We start from the raw sequence: 26,944 nt of genomic DNA on the forward strand, positions 1-26,944 counted from the left end.
AGAGACAGGCATGACCGCACATCTTCATCCGGTGCCGGAATGGGCCGACAGCGCGTCGATGGATGCCGACGCCTATCGCGCCGCCTATGACGCGGCGCGGCGCGATCCCGACGGCTATTGGGGCGAACAGGCCAGGCGGCTCGACTGGATCGTGCCGTTCGCGACGGTGAAGGACACCAGTTTCGACGAGGCCGATTTCCGCATCAACTGGTTCGCCGACGGCCAGCTGAACGTCGCGGCCAATTGCATCGACCGCCACCTCGCCACCCGCGCCGATCAGGTCGCGATCCTATGGGAAGGCGACACGCCCGGCACCGATCGCCGCATCACCTATCGCGAACTCCATGAACAGGTCTGCCGCCTCGCCAATGCGCTGAAGGATCTGGGCGTGGCCAGGGGCGACCGGGTCACCATCTATCTGCCGATGATTCCCGAGGCGGCGTTCGCCATGCTCGCCTGTGCGCGGATCGGGGCGATCCACTCGATCGTGTTCGGCGGTTTCTCGCCCGAAAGCCTCGCCAACCGGATCGTCGATTGCGACTCGCGCATCGTCATCACCGCGGACGGCGGCTGTCGCGGGGGCAAGTCGGTGCCGCTCAAGGCCAATGTCGACGCCGCGCTCGATCATGACGGCGTCGCGGTCGACCATGTCGTCATCGTCCGCCACAGCGGTACCGATGTGACGATGAAGGACGGCCGCGACCTCTGGTACGGCGATCTGGTCGAGGCCGCCGCGACCGACTGCCCGCCCGAGGCGATGGGAGCCGAGGACCCGTTGTTCATCCTCTACACCAGCGGTTCGACCGGCAAGCCCAAGGGCGTGCTGCACAGCAGCGGCGGCTATCTGCTCTGGGCCTCCTATACCCATCAGCATGTGTTCGATTATCGCGAGGGCGAGGTCTTCTGGTGCGCGGCCGATGTCGGCTGGGTCACCGGGCACAGCTATGTCGTCTATGGCGCGCTCGCCAACGGTGCGACGACCCTGATGTATGAGGGCGTGCCCAATTACCCCGATTTCAGCCGCTTCTGGCAGATCGTCGACAAATACCAGGTCGCGACCTTCTATGCCGCGCCGACCGCGCTGCGCGCGCTGATGCGCGAGGGCGATGGCTGGGTGAAGAAGACCGACCGCTCGTCCTTGCGCGTGCTGGGCTCGGTCGGCGAGCCGATCAATCCGGAAGCCTGGGAATGGTATTATCATGTCGTGGGCGAAGGGCGCTGCCCGATCGTCGACACCTGGTGGCAGACCGAGACCGGCGGCCATATGATCGCGCCGATCCCCGGGGCCGTGGCGCTCAAGCCCGGCTCGGCCACCCTGCCGCTGCCCGGTATCCTGCCGCAGATCGTCGATGCCGAGGGCAAGGTGCTGGACGGCGCGGTCGAGGGCAATCTGGTCATCGCCGACAGCTGGCCCGGCCAGATGCGCACCGTCTGGGGCGATCACGATCGTTTCTTCCAGACCTATTTCACCACCTATCCCGGCAAATATTTCACCGGCGACGGATGCCGCCGCGACGAGGACGGCTATTACTGGATCACCGGCCGGGTCGATGACGTCATCAACGTCTCGGGCCACCGCATGGGCACGGCCGAGGTCGAGTCCGCGCTGGTCGCGCACGCCAAGGTCGCCGAGGCGGCGGTGGTGGGCATGCCGCACGACGTGAAGGGGCAGGGCATCTACGCCTTCGTCACGCTGAACGCGGGCGTCGAGGAGGACGAGGCGCTGCGTGCCGAGCTGGTCCAGTGGGTCCGCCGCGAGATCGGCCCGATCGCCACCCCCGACGCGCTGCAATTCGCGCCCGCTCTGCCCAAGACCCGTTCGGGCAAGATCATGCGCCGCATCCTGCGCAAGATCGCCGAGAACCAGGTCGATGCGCTTGGCGACACTTCTACGCTGGCCGATCCCGCGGTGGTGGACCACCTCGTCGCCCACCGGATCGAGCCGGGGAAGAAGGCGGCGTGATGCCGGATGGGGCCGCTTCCCGGTAAGCGGCCCAGTTTTGCCCGTGGCGCTTTGCAGCGTGGCCTTCGACGGCGCTCAGGCTGAACGGCTGTCGGGGACGATCCAAATTCCCTTCCCCCGTTCAGCCTGAGCGAAGTCGAAGGCCACGCCCAACCCTCAACCCTCAACCCTCAACCCTCAACCCTCAACCGAAACCGAAACCGAAACCGAAACCGATCAAGGCGCCTTCCGAACCGGCGGCAAGGCCGCGCAGATATCCACGCCCCCCGCGGGCACGGTGAAGAAGTCGTTCTTCCGATTCTCCCGCCCCTTGATCCAGGCGGCAAAGCGAGGCGAAGCCGTCTCGCGATACTGGTAATGCGGCCGCTGGGCGGCGGGCAGTTCGCTCGCCAGCCGGGCCGACAGGATCGGCAGGCGCTGGGCCTCGTCCTTGTAGAAGCCCAGATCGCCCGTCCCGCGCGGTAGGGTGGACAGCGCCTCCATCCCGTCGATCACCCGCCCGGCCATCGCGATATTGCGGTCCAGCCCGCGCGGCGAGTGGCCGATGATCGTGTAGAGCTCGGCCCCGGTCCCGGTGCTGGGCGCCAGATCGCGCGCGACGCCGACCATGCCATAGCAATGCGGGATCCACTCCGACGCCGCATCCCCCGCCAGCGGCCAGCCGTCGCGGCTATAGCCCGCCCAGGCGGCATAGGGATCGGGCCGGCTCAGCCGCGCGACCGCGCTGTTGCCCGCGCGGACATATTCGGCCGGGGGATTGGCGACGATGCCGGGGGGCAGCGGCTTCTTCTCGGTCGCATCGCCCCACTGCGCGACATAGTTTTCCTGCACGCGATAGACGCTGGTCCCCGCATCCCACCAATGCGCCCGCGCCAGCGCGCGGATATTGGCGACATGCACCGGCGCCTGCCCGGCGGCCAGCCGCACCGTCACCGTCCGCCCGTTCGACAGGGTGAAGATCAGCAGCTCGTCATCGGGCACGGCGATCCAGTCACCGGGCAGCGGATCGCTGGCCTGCGTCGCGGGGGGAGCGGGAGAGGGCGAAGCCTGCGCCAGCAGCGCGGCCAGAAAGAGTACGATCGTCATCGCCGCAAAGACTGCACGAGCCCGCCGCCCCACGCAATCGCTTGCGCGCCGCCGCGAAGCGCATTAGGGGCGCGTGTTCCAGGCATGAACTCATGCGGAGCGGTGGCCGAGTGGTCGAAGGCGCTCGCCTGGAAAGTGAGTATACGGCAAAACCGTATCGAGGGTTCGAATCCCTCCCGCTCCGCCATTACCTTCCAGCAAAGCTCCGAAAATCCGAGACAGTTTGTGTCGCCGGGTCATTCGGGGCATGGCCGTGCCTAGCGGCAGGTTAGTGATCGCAGTCAGGCGATCATGCCGCCTCTTGTGCGAGCTGCTCGATCTTCCCCCGCCAATCGCCTCGCTGGTTTCCGCACCGGACGACCGATCCATCCATTGGTCCTGACCATGAACCGGCAGCACGGTAGCTTTGTTTTGAAGGTCACTCGCAAATATCGGCCAGGTGCGGTGGAAAGACGCCGCAAGACGGATCAAGTTATTGATACCGTGAGCTAATATTCGACCTTTCGGACGAGAGCATATCCCAGCCTGCAGCCCATGTTTTGCGTTGACAGACATAACCAATATGGGTCAGCATTGGAACTATAAGATAACAACATCCCTCCGCAGGAAGACATATTCGATTGATCGTTCATGCCGAACAGACCGGGCAAATCCGGCTGGGGGCGTGTCGATCGTCGATACAGGGGCTTCGCAATTCAGCGCAGCATAGGATCGGGTGAAGATGCTCGTGCGCGGCATGGCCGTCACGGCCGATGCTGGTCCTTGGCTGCGGACGACGAAGACCCTGCCGTTTTTTGGGCAAAGCCGGCTGCATCTTGTCGCAGCCGGGCGGCGAGGGGGAAGATCATGACTCGGTTTCGGCGTATCGACGAACGACGTTTGCGACGGGTGGCATTGTTTCATACGGCAACCTGGCTGGTGATGGGTGCCGGGGCCATGCCTGTCATGGCGCAGACCATGGCGTCTGCCGGTCCGGCCCAGGCGGGGTCGGAAGGCGCGGCCGATGCGGCGCAAGGCGATGTCGTCGTCACGGGCTATCGCCGGAGCATCGCATCCGCCCTTGCCACCAAGCGCAAGGATATCCGGGTCAGCGACGGCATCTCCGCGGAGGATATCGGCAAATTCCCCGCGCAGAACATCACCGAGTCGATCCAGCGCATCTCGGGCGTGCAGATGCAGAATATCAACGGGCGGGGCGCCACGATCAGCATCCGGGGGCTGGGCCCGCAATATGCGCTGACGACGATCAACGGCCAGACCTTCAAAAGCGCCGATTTCACCGACGGCTTTCGCTACGACATCATCCAGACCGAACTCGCCAACGCGGTGCAGGTCATCAAGTCGCCGACCGCCGACATGGATAGCGGAGGACTGTCGGGCACCGTCAACATCAATACGGTCAGGCCGCTCGACTATGCGACCCGCAAGATCGTGGTGTCGGCCAAGGCGCAGAATTCGGGCTATGCGGGCCGTGCCGTCACCCCGAAATTCGGGGTCAGCTATGTCGACCAGTTTCTCGGCGGGACGCTGGGCGTCTATCTGAACCTTGGCTATCAGAAGCTGAAGGATCGCGCCGACTATCTCTTTCAGGACCGCTGGGCGACGCAGAACGTGGGCGGCGTGACGATCGCCGTGCCGCGTCGTCCGCGCTATCGCCGGATCGACCGTTCGATCGACCAGATCATGGGCAGCGGCGGCGTGCAATGGCGGCCGAACGACCAGTGGCAGGTCGACGCCACCGCTATCTATGCGCGCGACGACACGCGTTACGACGTCAACCAGCAGGTGTTCCTGTTCAACACCGCGCGGCTGACCCCGGTCAGCGTCGCCAACACCGCGTCCATGGTGACCACCGCGACCAATTTCACCATGGAGAACAACCGGCAGGAGGAAACGCGCAAACTGTCGAGCCAGGGCTATACGCTCAGCGCCCGGTGGAAGGGCGAGGATGGCTGGACCGCGCGTGCCGTCGGCAACTATACGCGGGGGCATGCCTATTCGCGCGAGGATGCCGCGATCCTGGGCATCACCATCCCGTCGGCGACGCTCGACATCAGCGACCCGTACAACGTCAAGTTCAACGTCGCGGCCAATCTGGACGATCCGTCGCTCTACACCCGGTCGAGCCTGGTCCGGAACGAGTTTCCGGTCGGGGCGACGCGCAACACCACGGGCAAGGAAATATCGGGTCAGGGCGACATCACCAAGGATGTCTCGCTGGGGCCGATTTCGCAATTCGCGGTCGGCGCGAAATATCGGCATGAGAGCTTCGTGCGCGATGTCGGTCGCCACGATCTGGCCTCGCTCGCCAACCGTCCCTCGGCGACCGCGACCGTCTTTCCCGCCCTGTCGACCAGCAGCTATGTGGTGGGCGGCTTCCTGAAAGGCGTAAGCGGTATTCCGACCGCCTGGATCGCGCCTGACATCGGTGCCTATCGACAGGCCCTGGCCGGTGCCGGGATCAGCGTCCCCGACCTGCCCGCGCCGGAATCCAGCTATACCGTCGACCGCTATATCCCGGCGGCCTATGCGATGGCGAATATCGACACCATGGTCTTCGCCATGCCGCTGCGCGGTAATCTGGGGGTGCGCTACGAGCATACGTTGCAGGTGGTGAAGGGCAATGTCACCGCACCGCGCACCGGCTCCTACACCAATGTCACCACCAAGATCGGCGACTATGCGGCGCGCCAGGACTATCAGAATGTCCTGCCCAGCCTGAACCTCGTGCTGGAGCCGACCGCCAAGCTGCAACTCCGCTTCGCCGCCGCCAAGGTCTTGGTCCGTCCGATCCTGGACGCCAACACCTCGATGGCGCAGACGACGTCATCGGTGGCCAACACCTTCCCGGCGGGCACCAACACCGTCACCGTCGATCTGGGCCAGGCGGGGCTGAAGCCGCTGACCGCCGATCAGATCGATCTGGGCGCCGAATGGTATTACGGCGCGGCCAGTGCGCTGTCGGTCAACGGCTTCTACAAATGGGTGAAGAACGGCACCTTCTCGTCGCTGGTCTGCCCCGCATCATTCCGCGGCACGGCGCTCAACCGGGCGAGCAGCGGCGATTGCGTCGACGGCTCGGGCAATATCTACAACGTCACCCAGACGTCGAACGACCCGCGCATCATCCGCATTCGCGGCGTGGAGGTCAGCTGGAATCAGTCGCTCGATCCCATCCTGCCGGTCGACGGGTTCGGCTTCATGGCCAATTATACCCGCGTGATCCCGACCCGCGTCGCGATCGGAACGGGCTTCACCGTGCGGAACCTGTCCAAGGATACGGTCAACGTCACGCCCTATTGGGAAAACCGGCATTTCAGCCTGCGCCTATCGGCCAATTATCGCAGTTCCTATGTCCAGAACGGCGCCGACAGCTTCTTCGCGACCGAGGGGCATACGGTGCGCGGGCGAGCCCAGTTCGACTTGAGCGCAGGCTATACGCCGAATGAGACGCTCAGCTTCGCGGCGGGCATCATCAACCTGAACAACAGCCGCGAACAGGCCTATTACAACAACAATCCGGCGATCTGGCAGGAAACGAGCTTCTACGGTCGTTCCTTTTACTTGTCCGTTTCGTCGAGGTTCTGAGCGTATCCAGGGAAGGCGGGCCGTCTGCGGCGCGGCTCGCCTTAATATCGGTCGCGACGTCCTTGCGTCATGCAAAGCATAGCATCCGCGATACTGTCTAAAACAGCGCAAATGTTGAATGGAGGTCGCGGGAAATGCTTAAAATCGAAATTGGTTCCCGGAAAATCGAGAATCAATTCAAAAAATATGGGCGGCTTTTTCTCTCCGCACCTGCGGGAGGAGTTATGATTTGTTAAGGGGCCGGATTTATTGGCGCTCGGGTGTGAGGGCTGGATGGCTATAGGCGCGGATATCGGGCGATATTCGCAATGCCTGTGGCCGGAACAGGCCAAGTCCCAGTGAGATTATCGCCGATTGCCAGGCCTGTGCATGAGGCGACCCATTACCGGAACTGAGTATATGCGCTTTTTTGATAACCTTTCGATGGTAAGAAAACTTACCTTGTGTCTGGGCATTATTCTGGCGCTGACGGTAACGACGAACCTCGTCATCTACGCCAAGAAAAACCAAGTGCGCGAGACGACGAGCATCAACGAGCATACGTATAAGGTCATCATCGCCTCGAACAAACTTGTCGAGGCGATGGTCAATCAGGAGACGGGGCTTCGCGGCTATCTGCTGACGGCGGATCGACATTTCCTGGCCCCCTATGTCCATGGGGCGGCCGACTTCGCTCGGGCGATGGCCGAGGCGCGGCGACTGACCGCCGACAATCCCGAACAGCAGGGCCGCCTGACCAAGATCGGCGCGCTGGCGCAGCGTTGGCGCGGTTCGGTGGCCGAACCCAATATCGCGCTGATGAACGCCGCCGCAACGCAGGCCGAGGCCCGCGCGAGCGCGGCGGGGGGCAAGGGCAAGGCGCTGATGGATCAGCTGCGGGCCCAGGCCGGCGCGGTGATAGGCGCGGAAAACCTGCTGCTGGCCCAGCGACAGGCGTCGCAGGAGGCGGCGTTCGGCACGATTTCCAAGGCCATCTTCGGCGGGATGCTGCTCAGCCTCATGCTGGCGATCGCCATCCTGGTCCTGCTGGTCCGGCAGATCGCCCGTCCGGTGAACGCGGTCACCACCGGCCTGACTGCGCTGGCGAGCGGGGATATGGCGGTGACGACGATCGCCGAGGATCGCCGCGACGAAGTCGGGCGGCTGGCGGAGGCGCTCAACAATCTGCGCGGGCAACTGCTGGCCGCTGACGAGGCCAAGACGGCGCAGACCATCCTGATCGTCGACAGCGTGGGCGCCGCTTTGTCCCGACTGGCGGAAGGCGATCTGCTGTCCCGCCTGGACAGCGATCTCCAGGGGCCGTTCGCCACGATCAAGCGCGACTTCAATCGCGCCGCGGATGCGCTTCAGAGTGCGATGGCGCAGGTTTCGGTCTCGACCGGCGGCATCATCAACGGCGCATCGGACATTCGCCAGGCCTCGGACGATCTGTCGCAGCGCACCGAACAACAGGCCGCCAGCCTGGAGGAAACCGCCGCCGCGATGGACGAGATCACCGTGACCGTCCGCAAGACCGCCGAACAGGCGGGACTGGCCCGGCAGATGGTGGGCCAGGCCAAGGACGAGGTGCAGCATTCGGGCCGGATCATGGAGGATGCGGTGACCGCCATGAACGGGATCGAGCGGGCCTCGACCGAAATCTCCGACATCATCTCGGTGATCGACGGCATCGCCTTCCAGACCAATTTGCTGGCGCTGAACGCCGGGGTCGAGGCCGCGCGCGCCGGGGATGCGGGCAAGGGCTTTGCCGTCGTCGCGTCCGAGGTCCGCGCGCTGGCCCAGCGGTCCGCCGATGCCGCCAAGGACGTGAAGGCCCGCATCTCGGTCTCCGCCGAGCAGGTCGAGGCGGGCGTGGCGCTGGTCAACGAGACCGGCAAGGCGCTCGGCCGGATCGTGACGCGCATCGCGGAGATCAATCAGCTGATCAACGATATCGCCGTTTCAGCGGAAAATCAGAGCACCGGGCTGCAGCAGGTCAATCTGGCGGTCGGCCAGATGGACATGGTGACGCAGCAGAACGCCGCCATGGTCGAAGAGGCGACGGCGGCGGCGCGGAGCCTGGCGGGCGAGGCCGACGAGCTGTCCCGCCAGATGGCGCGCTTTTCGATCGCGCGGACGATGGGGCGCAGCCCCAACCCGGTCGCCAGCCTCGACGATCATCGCTATCGGCGCGCGGCTGTCGGATAGGAGCGGATCGCCCTGGGGGCGGTCCTCTACCGGGCGTCCTTCCGGCCCTTCATCGCCTCGGCGGCGGCATCCAGCTTGGCGCGGTCATTGCCGATGCGGGCGATCAGGTCGCGGGCCTGTTCCTGCGTCAGACCGTGCTTCGAGGCGAAATAGGCGACTTCATAGGTCTCGCCGCCGGCAACGCGGCTGCGATCCTGTTGACCTTGCTTGGTTTTATCGTCGGGCATGATGCTCTCCTATGGTCAGGAGCGCAACGTATCGGCGCCGCGATCGCTCCCGGGGATCAGCCGATGGCGGGGCTGCGACCGGCCCGGCGCAGGATCGCATAACCCAACATCCCGGCCGCCAGCGATCCCGCCAGCACGCCGATCTTCGCCTCCGCCTGGAGCAAAGGGCTGTCCGGGAAGGCGAGCAGCGTGATGAAGATGCTCATCGTGAACCCGATCCCGCACAGACAGGCCATGCCCACCATCTGGAGCCTGCCCGCACCCGCGGGCATGGCCGCCAGCCCGAGCCGGACCGCGATGGTCGCAAAGCCGAAGACGCCCATGATCTTGCCGATCAACAGCCCCGCCGCGACGCCGAGCGTGACCGGCGCGGCCAGCGCGCCGGGCGGCAAGCCCAGCACCTGGACCGCCGCATTCGCCAGCGCGAAGATCGGCACGATGAGAAAGGCGACCGGCCGATCCAGCCGGTGTTCGAGCGTGCGGAGCGGACTGGTGCCGTCCCCGTTCCCATGCCCGTCGGATCGGTCGGGCGTACGGTCCATCGGAATGGTGAAGGCCAGCATCACCCCGGCCAGCGTCGCATGGATGCCCGAACGCAGCATCAGCCCCCAAAGGACCAGCCCGACCAGCATATAGGGCGAAAGGCGCCGGACGCCGAGCCGGTTGAGGCCGATCAACACGACCAGCGCGACGCCCGCTCCGGCGATGTCGGGCAGGGACAGGTGGGTCGTGTAGAACAGGGCGATGATCAGCACCGCGCCCAGATCGTCGATGATCGCCAGCGCCGCCAGGAAGATGCGCAGCGAGGCGGGCACCCGCCGACCCAGCAAAGCGGTGACGCCCAGCGCAAAGGCGATGTCGGTCGCCATGGGTATCGCCCATCCGGCGGCGGTCGGGCCGCGATTGAAGGCAAGATAGATCAGCGCGGGAACGATCATCCCGCCCGCCGCCGCAATTCCGGGCAGGATGCGCCGCGGCCATGTCGAAAGCTCGCCCTCCAGCATCTCGCCCTTGATCTCCAGCCCGACGAGCAGGAAGAACAGGGTCATCAGGCCATCGTTGATCCATTGCTCCAGCGAGAGCGGGCCAAGCCGGGCATGCAGCATCGTCGCATAGCCCGGTCCGATCGGCGAATTGGCGAGGGCAAGCGCCCCGATGGCCGCCGCGATCAGGACGAGGCCGGCGGAGGATGGGGAGCCCAGGAAGCGCCGGATGATGTTCGGGCGGAGGCGGTCGGGGTTCGTCATGTCGTGTTCCTGACGCGGGTTGGCCTCGCTGGCGGCCCGACCAACGCGACACCCTGTCCGGGACGGCGCACCGACCGCAGACACCCGAGGTCCCTATTGCATTGGCGGACGGGCGGGGCAACGCATGTGTGTATGGGCTTGTCGCCGGGAGGCTTCGGGCCGGTTGACACGGCATGCGACTGTCCGGTTCCGGTCATAATGTTCAAGGCCGGTTCGCCATGGCGTGGCCGCCGCCCCGAAAAACGCCCCATCACAAGGCATTGGCCTTTTCCGCCTTGGACAGCGACGCTCGGTCCATGACGATGAACCGCCCACCCGCGTGAAGCACCGCACACCGCCAGCGCGCGCATCGTCACCAGCCCGCCGTCGCTTGCGAGCGGCGACATCCTCAACATCCGGTGACAGGGACACTATCCGTGATCCGTCTTCAGAACATCCAGCGCCGCTACGTCTCCGACGAGGTGGAGACGACCGCGTTGCACGATATCGACCTGCATGTGGCGGCGGGCGAGTTCCTGGCCATCATGGGGCCCTCGGGCTGCGGCAAGTCGACCTTGCTCAACACGTTGGGCACGGTCGACCGGCCGACGGGCGGGCGATATCTGTTCGGCGACCGCGACCTGGCGGCGATGGACGAAAAGGAACTGGCGAAGTTCCGCGCCGAGACGCTGGGCTTCGTCTTCCAGAGCTTCAACCTGATCGACGAACTGACCATCGAGGAGAATGTCGCGCTGGGCCTCGCCTATCGCAGCGATGCGGGGGATCGTCGCGGCCGGGTGGCGGCGGCGATGGACAAGGTCGGCATCGCCCACCGTGCGCGCCACTTCCCCCACCAGTTGTCGGGCGGCCAGCAGCAGCGCGCCGCCATCGCCCGCGCCATCGTGGGCGATCCCAAGCTGATCCTGGCGGACGAGCCGACCGGCAATCTCGACACCGCCAATGGCGAGCAGGTGATGAGCATCCTGACCGGCCTCAATGATGCGGGCGCGACCATCGTGATGGTCACCCACTCGCCCAGCCATGCCGACCTCGCCAAGCGCCGCATCGACATGCTCGACGGCCGTATCGTCGCCAGCGCCATGCGCGCGATCTGAAAAGGAGCAGACCCGATGAACGGCCTTGCGCTCACCTCGCTCTACCGCTCGCTCACGCGCCACCCGCTCTATGCCGCGCTCAATATCGGTGGGCTGGCGGTCGGGATCGCGGTCTTTTTCGTCCTGGCGCTCTATGTGCGGTTCGAGACCAGCTTCGAGCGGTGGCTGCCGCACCATGACCAGGTCTATCTCGTCCAGACCGAGTGGAAACGCGCGGACGGTCCGTTCACCGGCACCTATCCGTACACCATGGGTGGCCTGCTCGACGCGCTGCGCCAGGATCTGCCCGGCATCGTCGGCACGCGGTTCATGGGCGGCGCCGACATGGACGGCAAGGACGGCGGAAGCGTCGTGCGCAACGGTGTCGCGACCTTCGACGATATCGGCCAGGTGGATGCGAGCTTCCTGCACGTGTTCGACCTGCCATGGGTGGCGGGTGACAAGGCGTCGGCGCTGGCCGATCCGACCAGCGTCATCCTCAGTCGATCGGCGGCCAGGAAATATTTCGGCGATGCCGATCCGATCGGGCAGACGATGACGCTCTCCCTCGACAAAGTGGCCCCTTACCGTGTGACGGGCGTGTTCGAGGATCTGCCGAGGACCAGCGACTTCAAATTCTCCATCCTCGCCCGCCTGCCCACCACCGATCTGGGCGACTGGTGGGACCATTGGGGCAGCACCTCGCTCAAGACCTATCTGCGTTTCCCCGACGAGGATGCGGCAAGGGCCTTCGAGCGGAAGATGCCGGGGTTCGTGGCCCGCCGCGGTGCCCGCGATCTGGGGAAGGATGCGGCGACGCGGATGGCGCTGCCGCTTCTCCCGTTGGTCAAGGCGCATCTGCAACCCGCCGGCCAGGCGAGCGCGACCCGGAAGATGACCATCGCCACGCTGGGGCTGGTCGGGGTGCTGACCCTCTTCATCGCGATCGTCAACTACGTGAATCTGGCAAGCGCACGGGCGGGCCTGCGCGCCCGCGAAGTGGCGATGCGCAAGGTGCTGGGCGCGAGCCGTGGCATGCTGATCCGCCAGTTCATGGGCGAGGCGGTGCTTGCCGCCGCGCTGGCGGCGCTGTTGGGGCTGATGCTGGCGGAGATCGGCCTGCCGATGATCAATGCCGCCGGTGGACTGTCGCTGACCATGCCCTATGCCGTGATCGTCCCGGTGCTGCTGGTGCTGGCGATCGGCATCGGGGTTCTGGCCGGCTGCTACCCGGCGATGTTGCTATCGCGCTTTCCCGCGGCGGCGGTGCTGGCCTCGGCGCGTACGCCGGGCGGCGGGCGTGCGGGGGCGAGGGTGCGCGAGGCGCTGGTGATGGCGCAGTTCGCGGTGGTGATCGCCTTCCTGATCGGCACGGCGGTCCTCGTGGCGCAGACCCGCCATGTCCGTAACGCCGATCTGGGCTTTCGGCGCGAGGGGCTGCTCGTCGCGCCCTGGCTCGGCTATGTGGACCAGGCCAAACAGCCGGCGTTGATCGCGGCGTTCCGGACCGTGCCGGGGGTGTCGATGGTGACGACGTCGGACACCGGGGTCGGCAATGTCGGCAACAACAATGGCGACAATCTCCTGCTGCCCGGTCGCCCCGCTCCGGGACCGGCGGTCCGCCACATCCATGTCGGGTCCGACTTCTTCCGGCTGTTCGGGGGCCGGCCGATCGCCGGACGATTGCTGGACGACGCGCACCGGATGGACGACCGGCAGAACAGCGAAAAAGGCGTGCCCGGCAACATCGTGATCTCGCGCACGGCCGCCGCCGCGCTGGGGTTCCGCACGCCCGCCGAGGCGATCGGCAAGAGGGTGGTGGAGCTCCGGCCGATGACCATCGTCGGTGTCGTCGAGGATTTGCGCTTCTTCCCGCCGCGCCTGCCCGCAACGCCGGTCTATTACACCTATGCCCAGGGTATCGTGCCCTATCCCGTCGCGACGATGCGTTTCACAGGCGACCCGCGCGCGGTGAAGGAGGCCGTCCGTGCGGCCTGGATCCGGATCGCCCCCGAAGCGCCCTTCCGCGCGGATACCGGCGACCGGCTGCTCCAGAATTTCTATGACGACGACGATCGCGCCACGCGTCTGTTCGGCATCGGCGCGGGCCTGGCGGTCCTGATCGGCTGCGTCGGCCTGTGGGGACTCGCCTCGTTCAACACGCAGCGCCGGGTGAAGGAGATCGGCATCAGGAAGACGCTGGGCGCATCCTCGGTCGACATCATGCGGCTGCTGGTCGGGCAGTTCCTGCGGCCGGTGCTGCTGGCCAATCTGGTCGCATGGCCGCTGGCGTTCGTGGCGATGCGGACATGGCTGGCGGGATTTGACGACCGGATCGCGCTGTCACCGCTTCATTTCCTCGGCGCGACCGCGCTGGCGCTCGGCATCGCGGTGTTGACCGTGGCGGGGCAGGCCGTTCGCGCCAGCCGAATGGAACCGGCCTGGGCGCTTCGTCATGACTAGGCGTCCGACCCTGGCGGGGGCGGGATCGGCCTGCGGGTCGCATGGCCCTCGCCGGGCGGAGCGACCCCCGCCGCCAGCGCGATCTGGATGAGTTCGGCCAGATTGCCTGCGTCCAGCCGGTTCATGACCTGGGCGCGGTGCAGCTCGACGGTGCGCGGGCTGATGCCCAGTTTCTTGCCGAGCAGCTTGTTGGTATTGCCCCCGACCAGCCCCAGCAGCACCTCGCGCTCGCGCGGGGTCAGCCGGGCGATGCGCGCGCTGGCGGTCTCGTCGCGGGAGACGGGGCGGACCGCCGCCAGGCAGTCGGCGATCGCGTTCGACAGGCCGGGGTGCAGCGCCGCGTCGTCCTGCGCGACGATATAGTCGGTCGCCCCCGCCTTCATCGCGGCGACGGCGGACATCAGGTTCGTGCCCGCCCCGTCCAACACGATGCTCGGCAAGGCGATCGACCGGGCCTTGAGCTCGCGGGCGACCGACAACCCTTCGGGCTTGGCATGGCGCAGGTCGACCAGCACGCAGCCGGGCGCCAGGACGGCGGCGATGTCGAGGAACGCCGTCGCGCTCTCGAACAGGCGCGCGCGATACCCCATCGCCCGCACCAGCGCCGCGAGGCGCCGGGCCTCGGTCGTCCTGGGGCTGACGATATAGACCTGGCCGCTATCCTCCTGAGTCAGATCCTCCGCGATGCCGCCGATGCGGGTGATCGCGCCCTGCGCATCGGGAATGGGAAAGCTGGTGTCGCGCAGGCGGCGGACGGCCCCGTCGCCGGGGCGGACGATGCGATACGCATATTGGGTGACGTCCCCGGCCATGACGCTGGCCAGGGCATGTTCGACCTGGCGCCGGTCGTCGGGATGGACATCGTCCAGCCAGCACGCGATCGAAGGCGAGGCGCCGTCGCGTGGGATGCCCCAGATGCGGTCGAAGGCGGCGCTTCGATAGAGTATGTCCCCGGTCCGCGGATCGGCGATCCAGAGGAGGTTGCTGCTATGCGCGGCAAAGCTGCTGAACTGCGCCTCGCTGGCGCGGATCGCGGCTTCGGCATGGCGCTGCTCGGTCATGTCGATCGCCGCGCCGATGAAGGCGATCGGATGGCCATGGGCGAATGTCGTCCGGCCCGATGTCGCGATGTGGCGGACGATGCCGTCGTCGCGGCCGATGACGCGATATTCGATCCGGTAGCGTCCATCGCCTGACGGATCGACACAGGCCGCGATCGCCGCGCGGACCCGTTCCCGGTCGTCGGGATGGATGCCCGCTTCGAACAGTTCCTCGTCGATCGCGGTGCCCGGCGGGATGCCCCACATCGCGCAGAGCCGTGCGTCCCATTCGAGCGCGCCGGTGCGCGGGTCCCAGGCATAGATGCCGATGCCGACCAGCTCGGTCGCGGCGCGCAGGCGCGCCTCGCCCCTGCGCCACGCCGCCTCGGACCCCCGGCGGAACACTGCGTTCCGGATGGACGTGTCGTGCGAAACTTCGTCCATCGGGCCGGCTCTCCTCAGGCTTTGCCGGTCCCACCGGCAAGCGTCCGCGACCGGGTAAGGTTCCCTAGGGATCGCCCGGATGGGCCTGGCGCCTTGCCGTCCATAACTCTGCCCCACGCAATCGAGGAGAGCGGCATGAAGGCCCTGGTCTGGCACGGCAAGGAGGACATCCGGTACGACACGGTGTCCGACCCTGCGATCGAACATCCGCGCGACGCCATAATCAAGGTTACGAGTTGTGCGATCTGCGGGTCGGACCTGCATCTCTTTCACAATCTGGTGCCCGCGATGCTGCCCGGCGACATCATGGGGCACGAGACGATGGGCGAAGTCGTCGAAGTCGGCAGCGCCGCCGGGGGGACGTTGAAGAAGGGCGACCGCGTCGTCATCCCCTTCACCATCCAGTGCGGCGAGTGCGACCAGTGCCGTCGCGGCAACTTCTCGGTGTGCGAGCGGACCAACCGCAAGAAGGAACTGGGCGACAAGGCGTTCGGCCATGCGACGGCGGGTCTGTTCGGCTATACCCACCTGACCGGCGGCTATCCCGGCGGGCAGGCCGAATATCTGCGCGTGCCCTTTGCCGACACCACGCACATCAAGGTGCCGGACGGCATCGACGACGAGAAGCTGCTGTTCCTGTCCGATATCCTGCCGACCGGCTGGCAGGCGGCGGTCCAGGCGGACATCCAGCCCGGCGACACGGTCGCCATCTGGGGCTGTGGCCCGGTCGGCCAGATGGCGATCCGCGCGGCGATCCTGCTGGGCGCCGAACAGGTGGTCGCGATCGACCGGCTGCCCGAACGCCTGTCGATGGCGGCGGCGGCGGGCGCGATCACGATCGACTTCGAGCAGGAAAGCGTCGTCGAGCGGCTGAACGAACTCACCGACGGCAAGGGGCCCGAAAAGTGCATCGACGCGGTCGGCACCGAGAGCCATGTCCATTTCGCCCAGCCCGACACCGTGCTCGACCGCGCCAAGCAGATGCTGATGGCGGAGAATGACCGCCCGCATGTGCTGCGCGAGATGATCTATGTCTGTCGCCCCGGCGGCGTCATCTCGATCATCGGTGTCTATCTGGGGCTGGTCGACAAGATCCCGATGGGTCAGGCGATGAACAAGGGGCTGACCTTTCGCATGGCGCAGGCGCATGTCCCGCGCTGGACGGGCGATCTGCTCCGCCGGATCGAGGACGGGCAGATCGACCCCTCCTTCGTCATCACCCACAAGGTCGATCTGTCCAAGGGACCCGAAATGTACGCCACCTTCCGCGACAAGGCGGACGGGTGCGTCAAGGTCATGCTCCAACCCTGAAGGAGGGCGTCATGCCACTCACCAACATCACCGGCATCGCCCGTTCGGAGGGCGACCCGCGCGTCGAGCATAAAGGGCCGAGTTCGCTGTCGGGTGCCGACCGGCTGGCGCGCGCGCTTGGCTGGTTCTCGGTCGGGCTGGGCATCGCCGAACTGGTCGCCCCCGGCCGCCTGGCCCGCACGCTGGGGCTCGAGGACAAGGAAGGGCTGATCCGTGCCTATGGTGCCCGCGAACTGGCCAGCGCCGTCCCGACGCTGTCGATCGACAAGCCGGTCGGGCTGGCCGCGCGGATCGCGGGCGACGCGCTCGATCTGGGCACGCTGGCGACCGGGCTGCACCGCGACAACCCCAAATGGCGCAACGCCGCGATCGCGACCGCGCTGGTCGCGGGGATCACGCTGCTCGACATCGCGGCGTTGAAGGGCGTGAAGGCCGCCCATCGGCGCGAACCCGGCGCCGGTCGGGACTATTCCGACCGGTCGGGACTGCCCAAGGGGCGGGAAGCCTCGCGCGGGCTGGCCCGCAAGGACTTCGACATTCCCCCCGACTATCGCGCCGAAGGCAGCGTGGCCGATGCGGTGCCGTTGCTGCCGTCCCGGGCCTGACCCCTAAAACCAAAGCGGCACCATGGCGGTGCTGAATTGGTCAGACAAATCGTCTTTACAGCCCGCTTCATCGGGGTAGACTGATCCCTCGACATGGGGTGCGGGGGATGAAGCGGGCTGGGATCGGCGTCATGGGTGCGGGCCTTGCCTCGACCGCGGGCATGGCCTCACCGACCCGCGCCTCGACCATGCGCGACGCCTTCGCCCTCTGGCTTTTCGCGATCCTCAACGACATGGCGGCGTGCCTGCGGGGCGCCGCCTTTTTTGATTCGCCCGTCCGACAGGACGCACGCCGTGCCGCTGGATGATGCCGCGCCCGGCATGGCCCGCGCCACCTTCCCGCCCAAGACCTTCCTTGCCGGAGACCGCCCGATGACCGTGACCCGCCGCACTCTCCTGGCCAGCGGACTGACAACGGGGCTCACCGCCCCGGCGCTCGGTGCCCCTGGCCTTGCGGCGGGCCGTCCGCTCGAACTCGACAGCGGCGATGCGCCCGCGCCGTTCGATGCGATGCCCGAGCCGCCCTTCGTCGCCGATCCCAGCCTCCTCCGCCTCGATGATGGCTGGCTGTTCCACAAGGGCGACATCGTCGTGCCGCCGATCCTGGGGCATGAGGAAAGCTATCAGAATGCCAAGGCCGGAATCGCGCAGGGCGCGGCGGCGGTTGGCTATGACGATAGCGACTGGCGTACGGTCGAACTGCCGCATGACTGGGCGATGGAGGAGGTGGTCGACCCGAACGCCAATGTCGCGCAGGGCTATCGGCGGCGCGGCATCGGATGGTATCGGCGCACGCTCAAGCTGCCCGTCGAATGGCGCGGCCGCTATCTGGAGGTGCAGCTCGGCGCGGCGGCGACCCATGCCAAGGTCTGGTTCAACGGCGTCCTCGTCGCGCACAGCTTCAGCGGCTACACCGCGATCCTGATCGACATCACCCCCTATGCCCGGTTCGGCGAGGAACTGAACACGCTGGCCGTCCGCGTCGATGCCGAGACGATGGAGGGATGGTGGTATGAGGGCGCCGGGCTCTATCGCCACAACTGGCTGGCGGTGCGCGACGGGGTCAGCATCGTCACCGATGGGCTTCATGCCGATCCGCGCAAGGGGGATGGCGGCTGGACGGTGCCGGTCGCGCTGACCGTCTCCAATATCCAGAAGACGGCGGCAACCGTCCGGGCGGAGGCGGTGCTGATCGATCCGGCAGGCCGGACCATCGGCCGTGCCGAGACGGACGTAAGCGTCGATCCCCTGAAGGCCGCCGAAGCGAGCATGACCATCCCGGTCGCCGATCCACAGCGTTGGTCGGTGGACCATCCGACGCTCTATCGGGTGGAGACACGGCTGCTGCGCGACGGCACGGCCATCGACGCCCGCGCCACCCGGATCGGCTTTCGCGAGATCCGCTTCGACGCCGCCACCGGCTTTTATCTCAACGGCGTGGCGACCAAGATCAAGGGCGTGTGCGTCCATCAGGATCATGCCGGGGTCGGCGTCGCCATGCCCGATGCGATGTGGGAATGGCGTATCCGGCGGCTGAAGGCGATGGGGTGCAACGCGCTGCGCTGTTCGCATCATGCGCCCGCACCCGAATTGCTCGATGCGTGCGACCGGCTGGGGATGCTGGTCATGGACGAGAACCGCAACTTCAACCCCAGTCCGGACTATCTGCGCCAGTTGCAATGGCTGGTCCGCCGCGACCGCAACCGGCCGAGCGTCTTCCTGTGGTCCGTCTTCAACGAAGAACCGATGCAGGGCACCGAACAGGGTTACGAGATGGTCCGCCGCATGGCCGAGGCGGTGAAGGAACTCGACACCGCGCGCCCCGTCACGGCGGCGATGAACGACGGGATGTTCTCCCCGCTCAACGTCTCCGACGCGGTCGACGTCATGGGCTTCAACTACCAGCATCGCCGCTACGACAAATTCCACGCCGCGCATCCGGCCAAGCCGATGACCAGTTCGGAGGATACCAGCGCCTTCATGACGCGGGGCGTGTGGAAGACCGACATGGCGCGGCATGAGGTCAGTTCCTATGACACCGACGCCGCCGAATGGGGCCTGACCCATCATGAAAGCTGGCGGATGATCGACACGCGGCCGTTCGTTGCGGGGACGTTCGTCTGGACCGGCTTCGACTATCATGGCGAGCCGACGCCGTTCGAATGGCCGACGACCAGCAGCGTGTTCGGTATCATGGACCTGTGCGGTTTCGCCAAGATGGCCTTTCACCTGCGCCGGGCGCAATGGGTGGACGATGCCCCGGCCCTCGCCATCGCGCCGCACTGGACCTGGCCGGGGCGCGAGGGGGAGGCGATCCGGGTGATCGCGCTGACCAATGCCGAGACGGTGGAACTGCGCCTGAACGGCCGGAGCCTGGGGACGAAGACGGTCGACCGGCTGGCGATGCCCGAATGGCAGGTGCCCTATCGCCCCGGACGGCTGGAGGCGATCGGCTATCGCGCCGGACGGACGGTGTCGCGGACCTTTGTCGAGACGGCGGGGGCGCCGGTCGCGCTGCGGCTGGTCGCCGATCGAAGCGGGATGCTGGGGACGGGTAGCGACCTGCAGCCCTTCACCGTGATGGCGGTCGATGCGCAGGGGCGGGTCGTGCCGGATGCGGCGGCGCAGGTCGCCTTCCGCGTGACGAAGGGCGCGGTGATCGGGGTGGGCAATGGCGACCCCAACGACCATGACTCGGAGGTTCTGCCCGCGCGCCGCCTGTTCCATGGCCTCGCCCAGGCGCTGGTCCGGGCCGAGGCGGGGGCGGGCACGCTGACCTTGGAGGCGCGCGCACCGGGCCTGAAGCCGGCGCGGGCATCGGTGCGGGTGATCGCGGCCCGGCCTCTGCCCGCGCTGCCCGCGACGCGGCCGGTCGCGATGCTGACCGACTGGAAGCGGAGCGATTTCACCGCGACCCGGCCCGATCCGCTGCGCCGCTATGCGGGCAACGACATGAACAGCCTGGTCTATGCGCGTCCCGGACGGCTGGAGGGACCGGGCGAGGGGGTCTGGTCGACCTATCGCACGAGCTTCACGCCGCGCCACCGGGTGGCAGAGCAGGGCGGGGCGGTGGTCTTCGCCGAGGTCGTCGGGCGGGCCGAGGCCTGGGTGGACGGCGTGAAGCGGGCCGGGAAGACGGACTTTGCGGGCGCCCCGCTGGTGGTGCCGTTCCCGGCCGGGCCGGGGGAGCGGCAGGTGGTGCTGGTCGTCGAGGCGGAGCCCGGCAAGGCTTCGGGCCTGGGGCGGACGATTTCGGTGCGGGAGAGGTGATTCCCTTGGCCTTCGACTTCGCTCAGGCTGAACGGGTGGGGGATATTGGTCCCGACCTCCGTTCACGCTGAGCGAAGTCGAAGCGTATGGGTCAGACCTTCAGGATGATCCCCTTGCGATCCAGCATCCAACCGAAGCCGCAGCACACCAGCGTATAGGCCAGCGCGCAGAGCAGCGAGCCGACCGGTCCCGGCGCGATCGGCTGGAACCCGTTCAGCCCGATCCAGGTATAGAGCCCGACGCCGTCGACATGGACCAGCTCCAGCACGACGACCAACAGTTCGGAAAACAGATAGATGGCCAGCGGATTGCGCCCCAGCATCTGGAGGAAGGACCGCCCGAGCGTCACCCCGCGAACCTCGACCAGCCAGAGGACCGCGCCCAGCAGGATCAGGTCGAGCCCGACGGTCAGCGCGAAGAACGATCCGGTCCACAGCTTCTTGCCGATCGGCAGGATGGGCGACAGCAATAGCGCAACGACGACCAGCCCCGCCCCGATCGCCGCCAGCCGTCCGACCGTGGCGGCATGCTTGCCCCAGCGCCGGATGGCCAGGCCGGTCAGATAGCCCGCGATCACATTGGCGGTCGCGGGCAGCGTGCCGAGCAGCCCCTCGGGATCGAAGCCATGGTCCTTCTTGTACAGATGCTCCGGCCCGATCAGCCACAGGTCGAACGACGTCCCCGCATTCTTGTACCGCCCGAACGCCTCGCCCGCCGGGCTCAGGCCCGTCAGGATCGCCCAGTGCGCGACGACCAGCCCGACCGCGACCATCGCCAGATGGCTGGGCCGCAGATAGCGCGCGAGGAGCGCCCCCAGCAGATAGCAGAGCGCGATGCGTTGCAGCACGCCGGTCAGCCGCGTGTCGGCGAAGGGCTTGGCGACCCAGCGGCCGTCCGCCTGGTGCGTGACGAAGGGGAACCAGTACATCAGCACGCCGAGCAGGAAGATCAGCGCGGCCCGCTTGAATATGCGGCGCAGGAAGACGGGCTCGGGCATCGGCCGGGTCAGCGCGAAGCTCATCGCATTGCCGACCGCGAACAGGAAGCTGGGATAGATCAGGTCGGCCAGCGTGAAGCCGAACCACGGCGCATGCTGCAACTGGGTGAAGGCCCCGCCCGCGCCCGCCGTGTTGACCACGATCATCAGGAAGATGGTCGCGCCCCGGAACATGTCGAGCGAGGCGAAGCGCTCGGGCTTGGGCATCGTCGTCACCGGGCCGTCTCCGTCATCAGCGCGCGGGCCTCGGCCACCGGGTCGGCGGGGGCGCTGGCCTTATAGGGGCGGGGATCGGCGACCCAGGCCCTTTCCCAGTCGAGCAGCTTCGCGGTGAAGGCCGCATCGTCGACCGGCCGCCTGGCTAGCGCGGCGGCCCGCGCTTCGGTCAGGTAGGCGGTCCAGCGCGGCAGGTAATAATCGGCATACATGCCCGCCCAGGCCTTGGACGCATAGTCGCCCAGATGCCCGCGCCCGCCCCAGATCGTTACCTGCGCCTTGGCATTCTGCGCATAGGCGGTCTTCTCGGCGGGCGTGTCGCCATAGCCGCGCGCATCGGCGATCCAGCTGGCCAGGCTTTCCTGCTGCCCGCCGATCAGGTGATTGATGGCGAGCGCCAGCGCCTTCATCCGCGCCGTTTCCCGGTCTCCGGCGGCGACATCGCCCCGCTGATAGGCGGCGACGGCGGCCTTCACCGTGTCGTCCAGCGACAGGCTGGCGGCATGGCGGGTCAGATCGACCAGATCGTAGCGATAGAGCGGGCTCTTGCCATAAGCGGGGGCGAGCTTGAGCATCGCCGCGATCCCGGCGCGCAGCTTCGCGCGGTCGCCGGGCTCGGCGGGATAGGTCGGCGCATCGGCCGCCGGGCGCTTGAAGAACAGATAGGCGCCCGCGCGCTCGTTCCACCAGCGCGGGGTCCAGTAGCGCACGTCATAGGCGCCCGCGACCACCTCCTGCCACGCCGCGACCATTGCCGGGTCGCTCCGGCCGTAACGCGCGGCGGTATAGCGGCTCAGCCACGGCGCCATCGCCATGTCGCCGCCGCCCGGCCAAGCCACGTCATAGGCATAGTCATAGACCAGGCTGTTGCTGTGCAGCCCCTCCGGAAACAGGCCGAACCCGCGGACATTCCCGCGCGCGCCGTCGGCGAACAGCGCGGCCACGTCGCGGCGGTAGAAATCGGGCGCGCCATAGACCGGGTTGCTGCCGCCATAATTATGGACATAGCCATAGACCCAGCTCTTGCCGTCGAACCCGCCCGTCGTCTTCCAGATACCGGGATAGCGGTCATTGCCGATGTCGAGGATCAGCATCTTCCGGTCCGGCACGTCGCGGAGGAAGGCGGCGATGGCATCGGGCGTCCAGAATTTCTTGTCCGCGCCGAACAGCCAGCCCTGCATCACCCAGGTCGCATCGGGCCGCGCCGCCGCGATCGCGGCGTAGAGCCGCTGGCCATAGGCGGCCAGCCGCGCGTCGCGGACCTCGCGGGGCAGCGCCGCCGCGCGGGTCGCGGCGTCGAGCGCGGGCGTGTTGGCGGTCGCATCGCCATAAGAGGCGTGGGCGGTGTCGCTGCCGTCCTCGGCGATCGGCGGCACCATCTCGTTAAAGGCATCGGCGAGGTAATATTGCCCCGGCCCATATTCGGCGGTGTAGAGGTCCAGGAACCGCTTGGCGAGCGGCGCGAACAGCGGGTCGGACGGGTCGAGCCAATAGGTGCCCTCGAATCCTTCCCAGGACCGCATCTTGTAGATACGCGCCTTGGGATGCGCCTCGGCAAAGGCCTTGGGCACGTAACCGGCGAAGGCGGGCAGGATCGGCGTCATGCCCAGTTCGCGCATCCGCGCCAGGATGCGCTTTTGCAGATCGCGCTGCTTGTCGATCCACCCGGTCGGCAGCGGCGCGCGATAGCCCTCGATATTGCCCATGCGCTGCCACGGCAGGAAGGCCGGGCCGGAGAAATGCTGCGCCAGTTGCGCCTCGCTCAGCCCCTGTTCGCGCCAGAGCTGGCGCCAGACATAATCCTGCCCCTCCATGGCGAGCGGCATGTCGACGCCGTGGACCGCCATCGCGTCGATCTCGCGCTCCCATCGCGGCCAGCCCCACCAGGGGGTGGTGTAGCCATAGGTGCAGGTGTTCAGATAGGCGCGAAAGCCGAAGGGAGAGGCGACCCAGCCGCTGTCACCGGGGGTCAGGCGGGTCATCGGGCCGACGCGATTGCCCTCCCAACTGACCGACAGCCGTCCTTGTGCGGTCAGGGCCGCCGCCGCGCCGCGCACCGCCGCGACCGGCGAGGACGCCTCGACCCGCAGCCGGTCGTGATCGATCCGGACGCGGTAGCGGGGATCGGGCGAAGGCTGGATCGCCACCGAAAGCTGACGCTCGGGCACGCCGAGCCGCCGGAGCGCGTCGCGCGCGGCCTGCCCGCCATCGTCCTGCGCATGGGCCATCGAGGCGGTGAGCAACAGGGTGCCGATCAGGCCGAGCGTCTTGGGGAAAGTCATCACGAAGGTCTTGTTCCCGGCAAAGGGCGGAAAGGGAAGGGCGGATCGACCCGTGCGGCCGTCCGCCCTTCAGGGGGGAGATCAGAACCTCGTCGATGCCGACAGATAGAAGGTGCGCCCCGTCCGGCTCGCGAGCTGGAAGGTGTTCGCATTCGTCTGATAGGCGTCTTCATGGGTGTTGTTCAGATTGATGATGCCGCCCGTGAAGCTGAGATAGCTGGTCGGATTGAAGCCCAGCGCCAGGTCCATCTGGGTGCGCGGGCGCACGACATGGGTCAGGCCGCTATTGACGAAGAAGCTCGACGCCGCATCCTGCACATAGGAGCTGCGGTGGTTGACCGACAGCCGCACGCTGAACATCTCGTCCTCCCAATAGGGCGTCAGGTTCCAGGTCAGCTTCGACAGGTCGCGCAGGTTGAACCCGGTGCCGATCGCGCTGGCATCGGTGTCGACCACCGTCACGTTGCCGACCGCGCCGAATCCCTTCACGGGAAGGATCGCATCGAAATTCTGCGACGCGCCCAGTTCCAGGCCCTTGATATGGATGACCCGGTCGTCGTTCAGCACCCGGCTGAAGCTATAGTCGGTCTTGAGGTCGGCCGACTGGCAATCGCTGACCACGCCGTTCAGCGCCACGCCGTCATAGGAGGACGGGCAGTAGAATTGGGTGAAGGTGCCGTTCTTCACCGCCTTGTAGAAGCCGGCGAGCGTGATCGAATTGCCCTTGCCGTGATAATATTCCAGGCTGAGGTCCAGCTGGTTGGCGGTCAGCGGTTTCAACCGGCTCTCGCCCTGCGCCACCGATACGCTGGGGCGCAGGCTGGTGGTCACGCGGGTGATGGTGTCGGCCATCTGCGTCTGGCTGTTGAGCAGCGGGCGGACCAGCACCTTGGCCGCCGCGATGCGCGCGACCAGGTGCGGCGTCACGTCCAGCGCGAAGCTGGCGCTGGGCAGGACATTGCCATAATCCTGCACGACATGCTGCTGGCCGAGCAGCGTGGCGTCGCTGCCGGTGCCGTTGGTCAGGCTGCTGGTGACGTTCTGGTGGGTATGTTCGTACCGCACGCCGACATTGCCGCGCACCGGCAGGTCGAACAGCGTGCCGTCGATATTGGCCATGGCATAGAGTGCCGGGATATAGCGGTCGACCTTGTAGGTGTTGGGCCAGTCGGGCGTGTCGGGCACGGTGATGCCCTTGTCGCGCAGGATTTGCTGCCACAGCGGCGCATTGACCGACAGGAAGCTGTGCGGGATCGCCATCGACCCGCCCAGGAAGTCGTTCACCAGCACGCCCGTCTTCGACAGGTCGGGAATCCAGGCATATTCGGGATAGGTCACCGGATCGCTGACATCGGCGTCGCGGTCGTGGCGATAGGCCTTGGTGTTGAAGCTCTCGTGATGATATTTCGCACCGACGACCAGCGCCTTGATCCCGTGCCAGTCGAGATCCTGGGTCAGGTCGGTCTGCACCGCGCGGTCGCGCGCCGACTGGATATGCGTCGCGCCGTCGACAAAGGCGTACCAGGTGCGGTTGCCCATGTTGTAGATCGAGCCGTCGGTCAGGCTGGCGGTGTTCCACTTGACGTTGAACGGATCGGAGATGTCGAGCGTGCCGCCATTCGCGAAGCGCACCTCGTCGATGGTCGCCCATTCGTACAGCTTGGCATCGCCCTGGGTATAATGGCCGATCGCGCGGATATGGGTGGTGTCGGTCGGGCTCCAACTGACCGTGCCGGTATAGGCCTGGGTCTGGAGCTTGCGCAGTTCGGGCTGGTCGTTGTTGTCGACGTTGAAACTGCCGATCGAGATGTTGTTCGCGACGCCGTTGGCCGAGCTGTTGACCGTCACCGCCGAGGCGGCCCAGCGGCCGAAGACCATCTGGCGGGTGTCGTAACGGGTATGGTCGCGCGAATATTCGCCCTGGAGCAGCACCTCGAAATTGTCCTGCGGCTTCCACTGGATCGCGCCGCTGCCCATCAACTGCTCGGTGTCGCGCTCGATCCGGCGATAGCGCAGATTGCCCGGCACCTGCACGTCCGACGCGCCCGCCACGGCGCCGGGCTGATACCAGTTCTTGATGAACAGATAGTCGCCGCGATCCTTCAGCTTCTGATAGCCGACGTCCAGCATGACGCCGATCGTGTCATTGGCGAACCGCTTGATATAGGCGGCGTTGACCTTGGGCGTGACGTCGCCGCGATAGTCGGAATAATAGCCCTTCACGCCTGCGATGAAGCTGGGGCCCTTATAGGCGAGCGGCTTGACCGTATCGATGTTGACCGTGCCCGCCAGGCCGCCCGTGTCCATGTCGGCGGTCGGCGACTTGATGACCTGGATCGCGCTGGCCAGGTCGGTCTGGATGATGTCGTAGCGGAAGCCGTCCTTGAAGTCGGCGCTGGCGAAGGTCTGGCCGTTGATCGTGGTGCGCGCATATTGCGGACCCAGGCCACGGATGCTGATCGTCGAGCCACGACCGTTGATGTTGGACATCTGGACGCCCGCGATACGCTGGATCGCCTCGGTGATGTTCTGGGCGGGGAACTTGCCGATATCCTCCGACGAGATGCCGTCGGTGATGCGGATGTCGTTGCGCTTGGCGGCCAGCGCGGAGGCGATGCTCTGGCGATAGCCGGTGACGGTGATCTCGTCCTGCCCGCCATCCCCGGCGGTATCGGCCTGGGCGGCGGTCTGTCCTGCCCCGGCGGCGGTCGAGATGCTGGCATTGGCGGCGGCGGGGCCGCTCGTCTGCGCCAGGGCGGGCGCGGCGATCATCGCCGAGGCCAGCCCGGCGGCGGTGAACGCCGTCGTCTGGAGCAGGCGTTTGCGGCCCGGACGCGACACGCCGTTACGCGGTGACGTAATCATGCATTTTCCCTCCTCTGATCCCGACGCGCGCTCGTCGTGCCGGGCTTCCCCGAGACTGTGCCGGAAAGGGCATCGGCAAT

Annotated in this window: 16 protein-coding genes and 1 tRNA gene; 10 read left to right on the forward strand and 7 right to left on the reverse strand. The window is 66.8% G+C overall.

Annotation, left to right across the window (positions count from 1 at the left end; translation table 11 throughout):
- The first annotated feature begins 10 nt into the window (after positions 1-10).
- Entirely contained in the window at positions 11-1,963 is a 1,953-nt protein-coding gene (gene acs / locus QE360_RS08305; protein WP_309700714.1) for an acetate--CoA ligase, read from the forward strand.
- Positions 1,964-2,179: 216 nt separating this feature from the next.
- On the opposite strand, the gene QE360_RS08310 is transcribed toward acs, so the two are convergent.
- A complete protein-coding gene (locus QE360_RS08310; protein ID WP_309700716.1) occupies positions 2,180-3,049 on the reverse strand; it encodes a peptidylprolyl isomerase in 870 nt (289 codons plus the stop codon).
- Positions 3,050-3,145: 96 nt separating this feature from the next.
- Between QE360_RS08310 and QE360_RS08315 the strand changes: the two genes are divergently transcribed.
- From QE360_RS08315 to QE360_RS08325, 3 genes are all read left to right on the forward strand, one after another.
- Positions 3,146-3,236, forward strand: a tRNA-Ser gene (locus tag QE360_RS08315).
- 770 nt (positions 3,237-4,006) lie between these two features.
- A complete protein-coding gene (locus tag QE360_RS08320; RefSeq protein WP_309700719.1) occupies positions 4,007-6,637 on the forward strand; it encodes a TonB-dependent receptor in 2,631 nt (876 codons plus the stop codon).
- 441 nt (positions 6,638-7,078) lie between these two features.
- Entirely contained in the window at positions 7,079-8,824 is a 1,746-nt protein-coding gene (locus tag QE360_RS08325) for a methyl-accepting chemotaxis protein (protein WP_309700721.1), read from the forward strand.
- 26 nt (positions 8,825-8,850) lie between these two features.
- Here QE360_RS08325 and QE360_RS08330 read toward each other — a convergent pair whose 3' ends face one another.
- Complete coding sequence (locus tag QE360_RS08330) at positions 8,851-9,051, reverse strand: DUF3606 domain-containing protein (protein WP_307100957.1); 201 nt, start codon at positions 9,049-9,051, stop codon at positions 8,851-8,853.
- 56 nt (positions 9,052-9,107) lie between these two features.
- Complete coding sequence (gene nhaA, locus QE360_RS08335; protein ID WP_309700724.1) at positions 9,108-10,298, reverse strand: Na+/H+ antiporter NhaA; 1,191 nt, start codon at positions 10,296-10,298, stop codon at positions 9,108-9,110.
- 416 nt (positions 10,299-10,714) lie between these two features.
- Between nhaA and QE360_RS08340 the strand changes: the two genes are divergently transcribed.
- Positions 10,715-11,392 (forward strand): ABC transporter ATP-binding protein, encoded by a 678-nt coding sequence (locus QE360_RS08340; protein ID WP_309700725.1) that lies wholly within the window; start codon positions 10,715-10,717, stop codon positions 11,390-11,392.
- A 15-nt stretch (positions 11,393-11,407) separates the two neighbouring features.
- Positions 11,408-13,834, forward strand: a complete 2,427-nt coding sequence (locus tag QE360_RS08345; RefSeq protein ID WP_309700728.1) for an ABC transporter permease — start codon at positions 11,408-11,410, stop codon at positions 13,832-13,834.
- On the opposite strand, the gene QE360_RS08350 is transcribed toward QE360_RS08345, so the two are convergent.
- Positions 13,831-15,318, reverse strand: a complete 1,488-nt coding sequence (locus tag QE360_RS08350; protein WP_309700730.1) for a PAS domain-containing protein — start codon at positions 15,316-15,318, stop codon at positions 13,831-13,833. The genes QE360_RS08345 and QE360_RS08350 overlap by 4 nt on opposite strands.
- Positions 15,319-15,453: 135 nt before the next feature.
- Between QE360_RS08350 and QE360_RS08355 the strand changes: the two genes are divergently transcribed.
- The 4 genes from QE360_RS08355 (at position 15,454) to galA (ending at position 20,504) form a co-directional block, all read left to right on the forward strand.
- Complete coding sequence (locus tag QE360_RS08355; protein WP_307100948.1) at positions 15,454-16,629, forward strand: zinc-dependent alcohol dehydrogenase; 1,176 nt, start codon at positions 15,454-15,456, stop codon at positions 16,627-16,629.
- A gap of 11 nt (positions 16,630-16,640) precedes the next feature.
- Positions 16,641-17,234, forward strand: a complete 594-nt coding sequence (locus QE360_RS08360) for a hypothetical protein (protein WP_309700731.1) — start codon at positions 16,641-16,643, stop codon at positions 17,232-17,234.
- A 107-nt stretch (positions 17,235-17,341) separates the two neighbouring features.
- Entirely contained in the window at positions 17,342-17,542 is a 201-nt protein-coding gene (locus tag QE360_RS08365; RefSeq protein ID WP_309700733.1) for a hypothetical protein, read from the forward strand.
- On the forward strand, positions 17,529-20,504 hold the full coding sequence (gene galA / locus QE360_RS08370; protein WP_309700735.1) for a beta-galactosidase GalA: 2,976 nt from the start codon (positions 17,529-17,531) through the stop codon (positions 20,502-20,504). Before QE360_RS08365 ends, galA begins: the two co-directional genes overlap by 14 nt.
- Before the next feature lie 91 nt (positions 20,505-20,595).
- Here galA and QE360_RS08375 read toward each other — a convergent pair whose 3' ends face one another.
- The 3 genes from QE360_RS08375 to QE360_RS08385 form a co-directional block, all read right to left on the reverse strand.
- Complete coding sequence (locus QE360_RS08375; protein WP_309704108.1) at positions 20,596-21,708, reverse strand: heparan-alpha-glucosaminide N-acetyltransferase domain-containing protein; 1,113 nt, start codon at positions 21,706-21,708, stop codon at positions 20,596-20,598.
- Between the two features lie 5 nt (positions 21,709-21,713).
- A complete protein-coding gene (locus QE360_RS08380) occupies positions 21,714-23,999 on the reverse strand; it encodes an alpha-N-acetylglucosaminidase (protein WP_309704110.1) in 2,286 nt (761 codons plus the stop codon).
- A gap of 81 nt (positions 24,000-24,080) precedes the next feature.
- Entirely contained in the window at positions 24,081-26,864 is a 2,784-nt protein-coding gene (locus tag QE360_RS08385) for a TonB-dependent receptor (RefSeq protein WP_309700737.1), read from the reverse strand.
- Positions 26,865-26,944 lie beyond the last annotated feature (80 nt).

This window comes from Sphingomonas sp. SORGH_AS_0789 (assembly GCF_031453055.1).
Taxonomy (GTDB): domain Bacteria; phylum Pseudomonadota; class Alphaproteobacteria; order Sphingomonadales; family Sphingomonadaceae; genus Sphingomonas.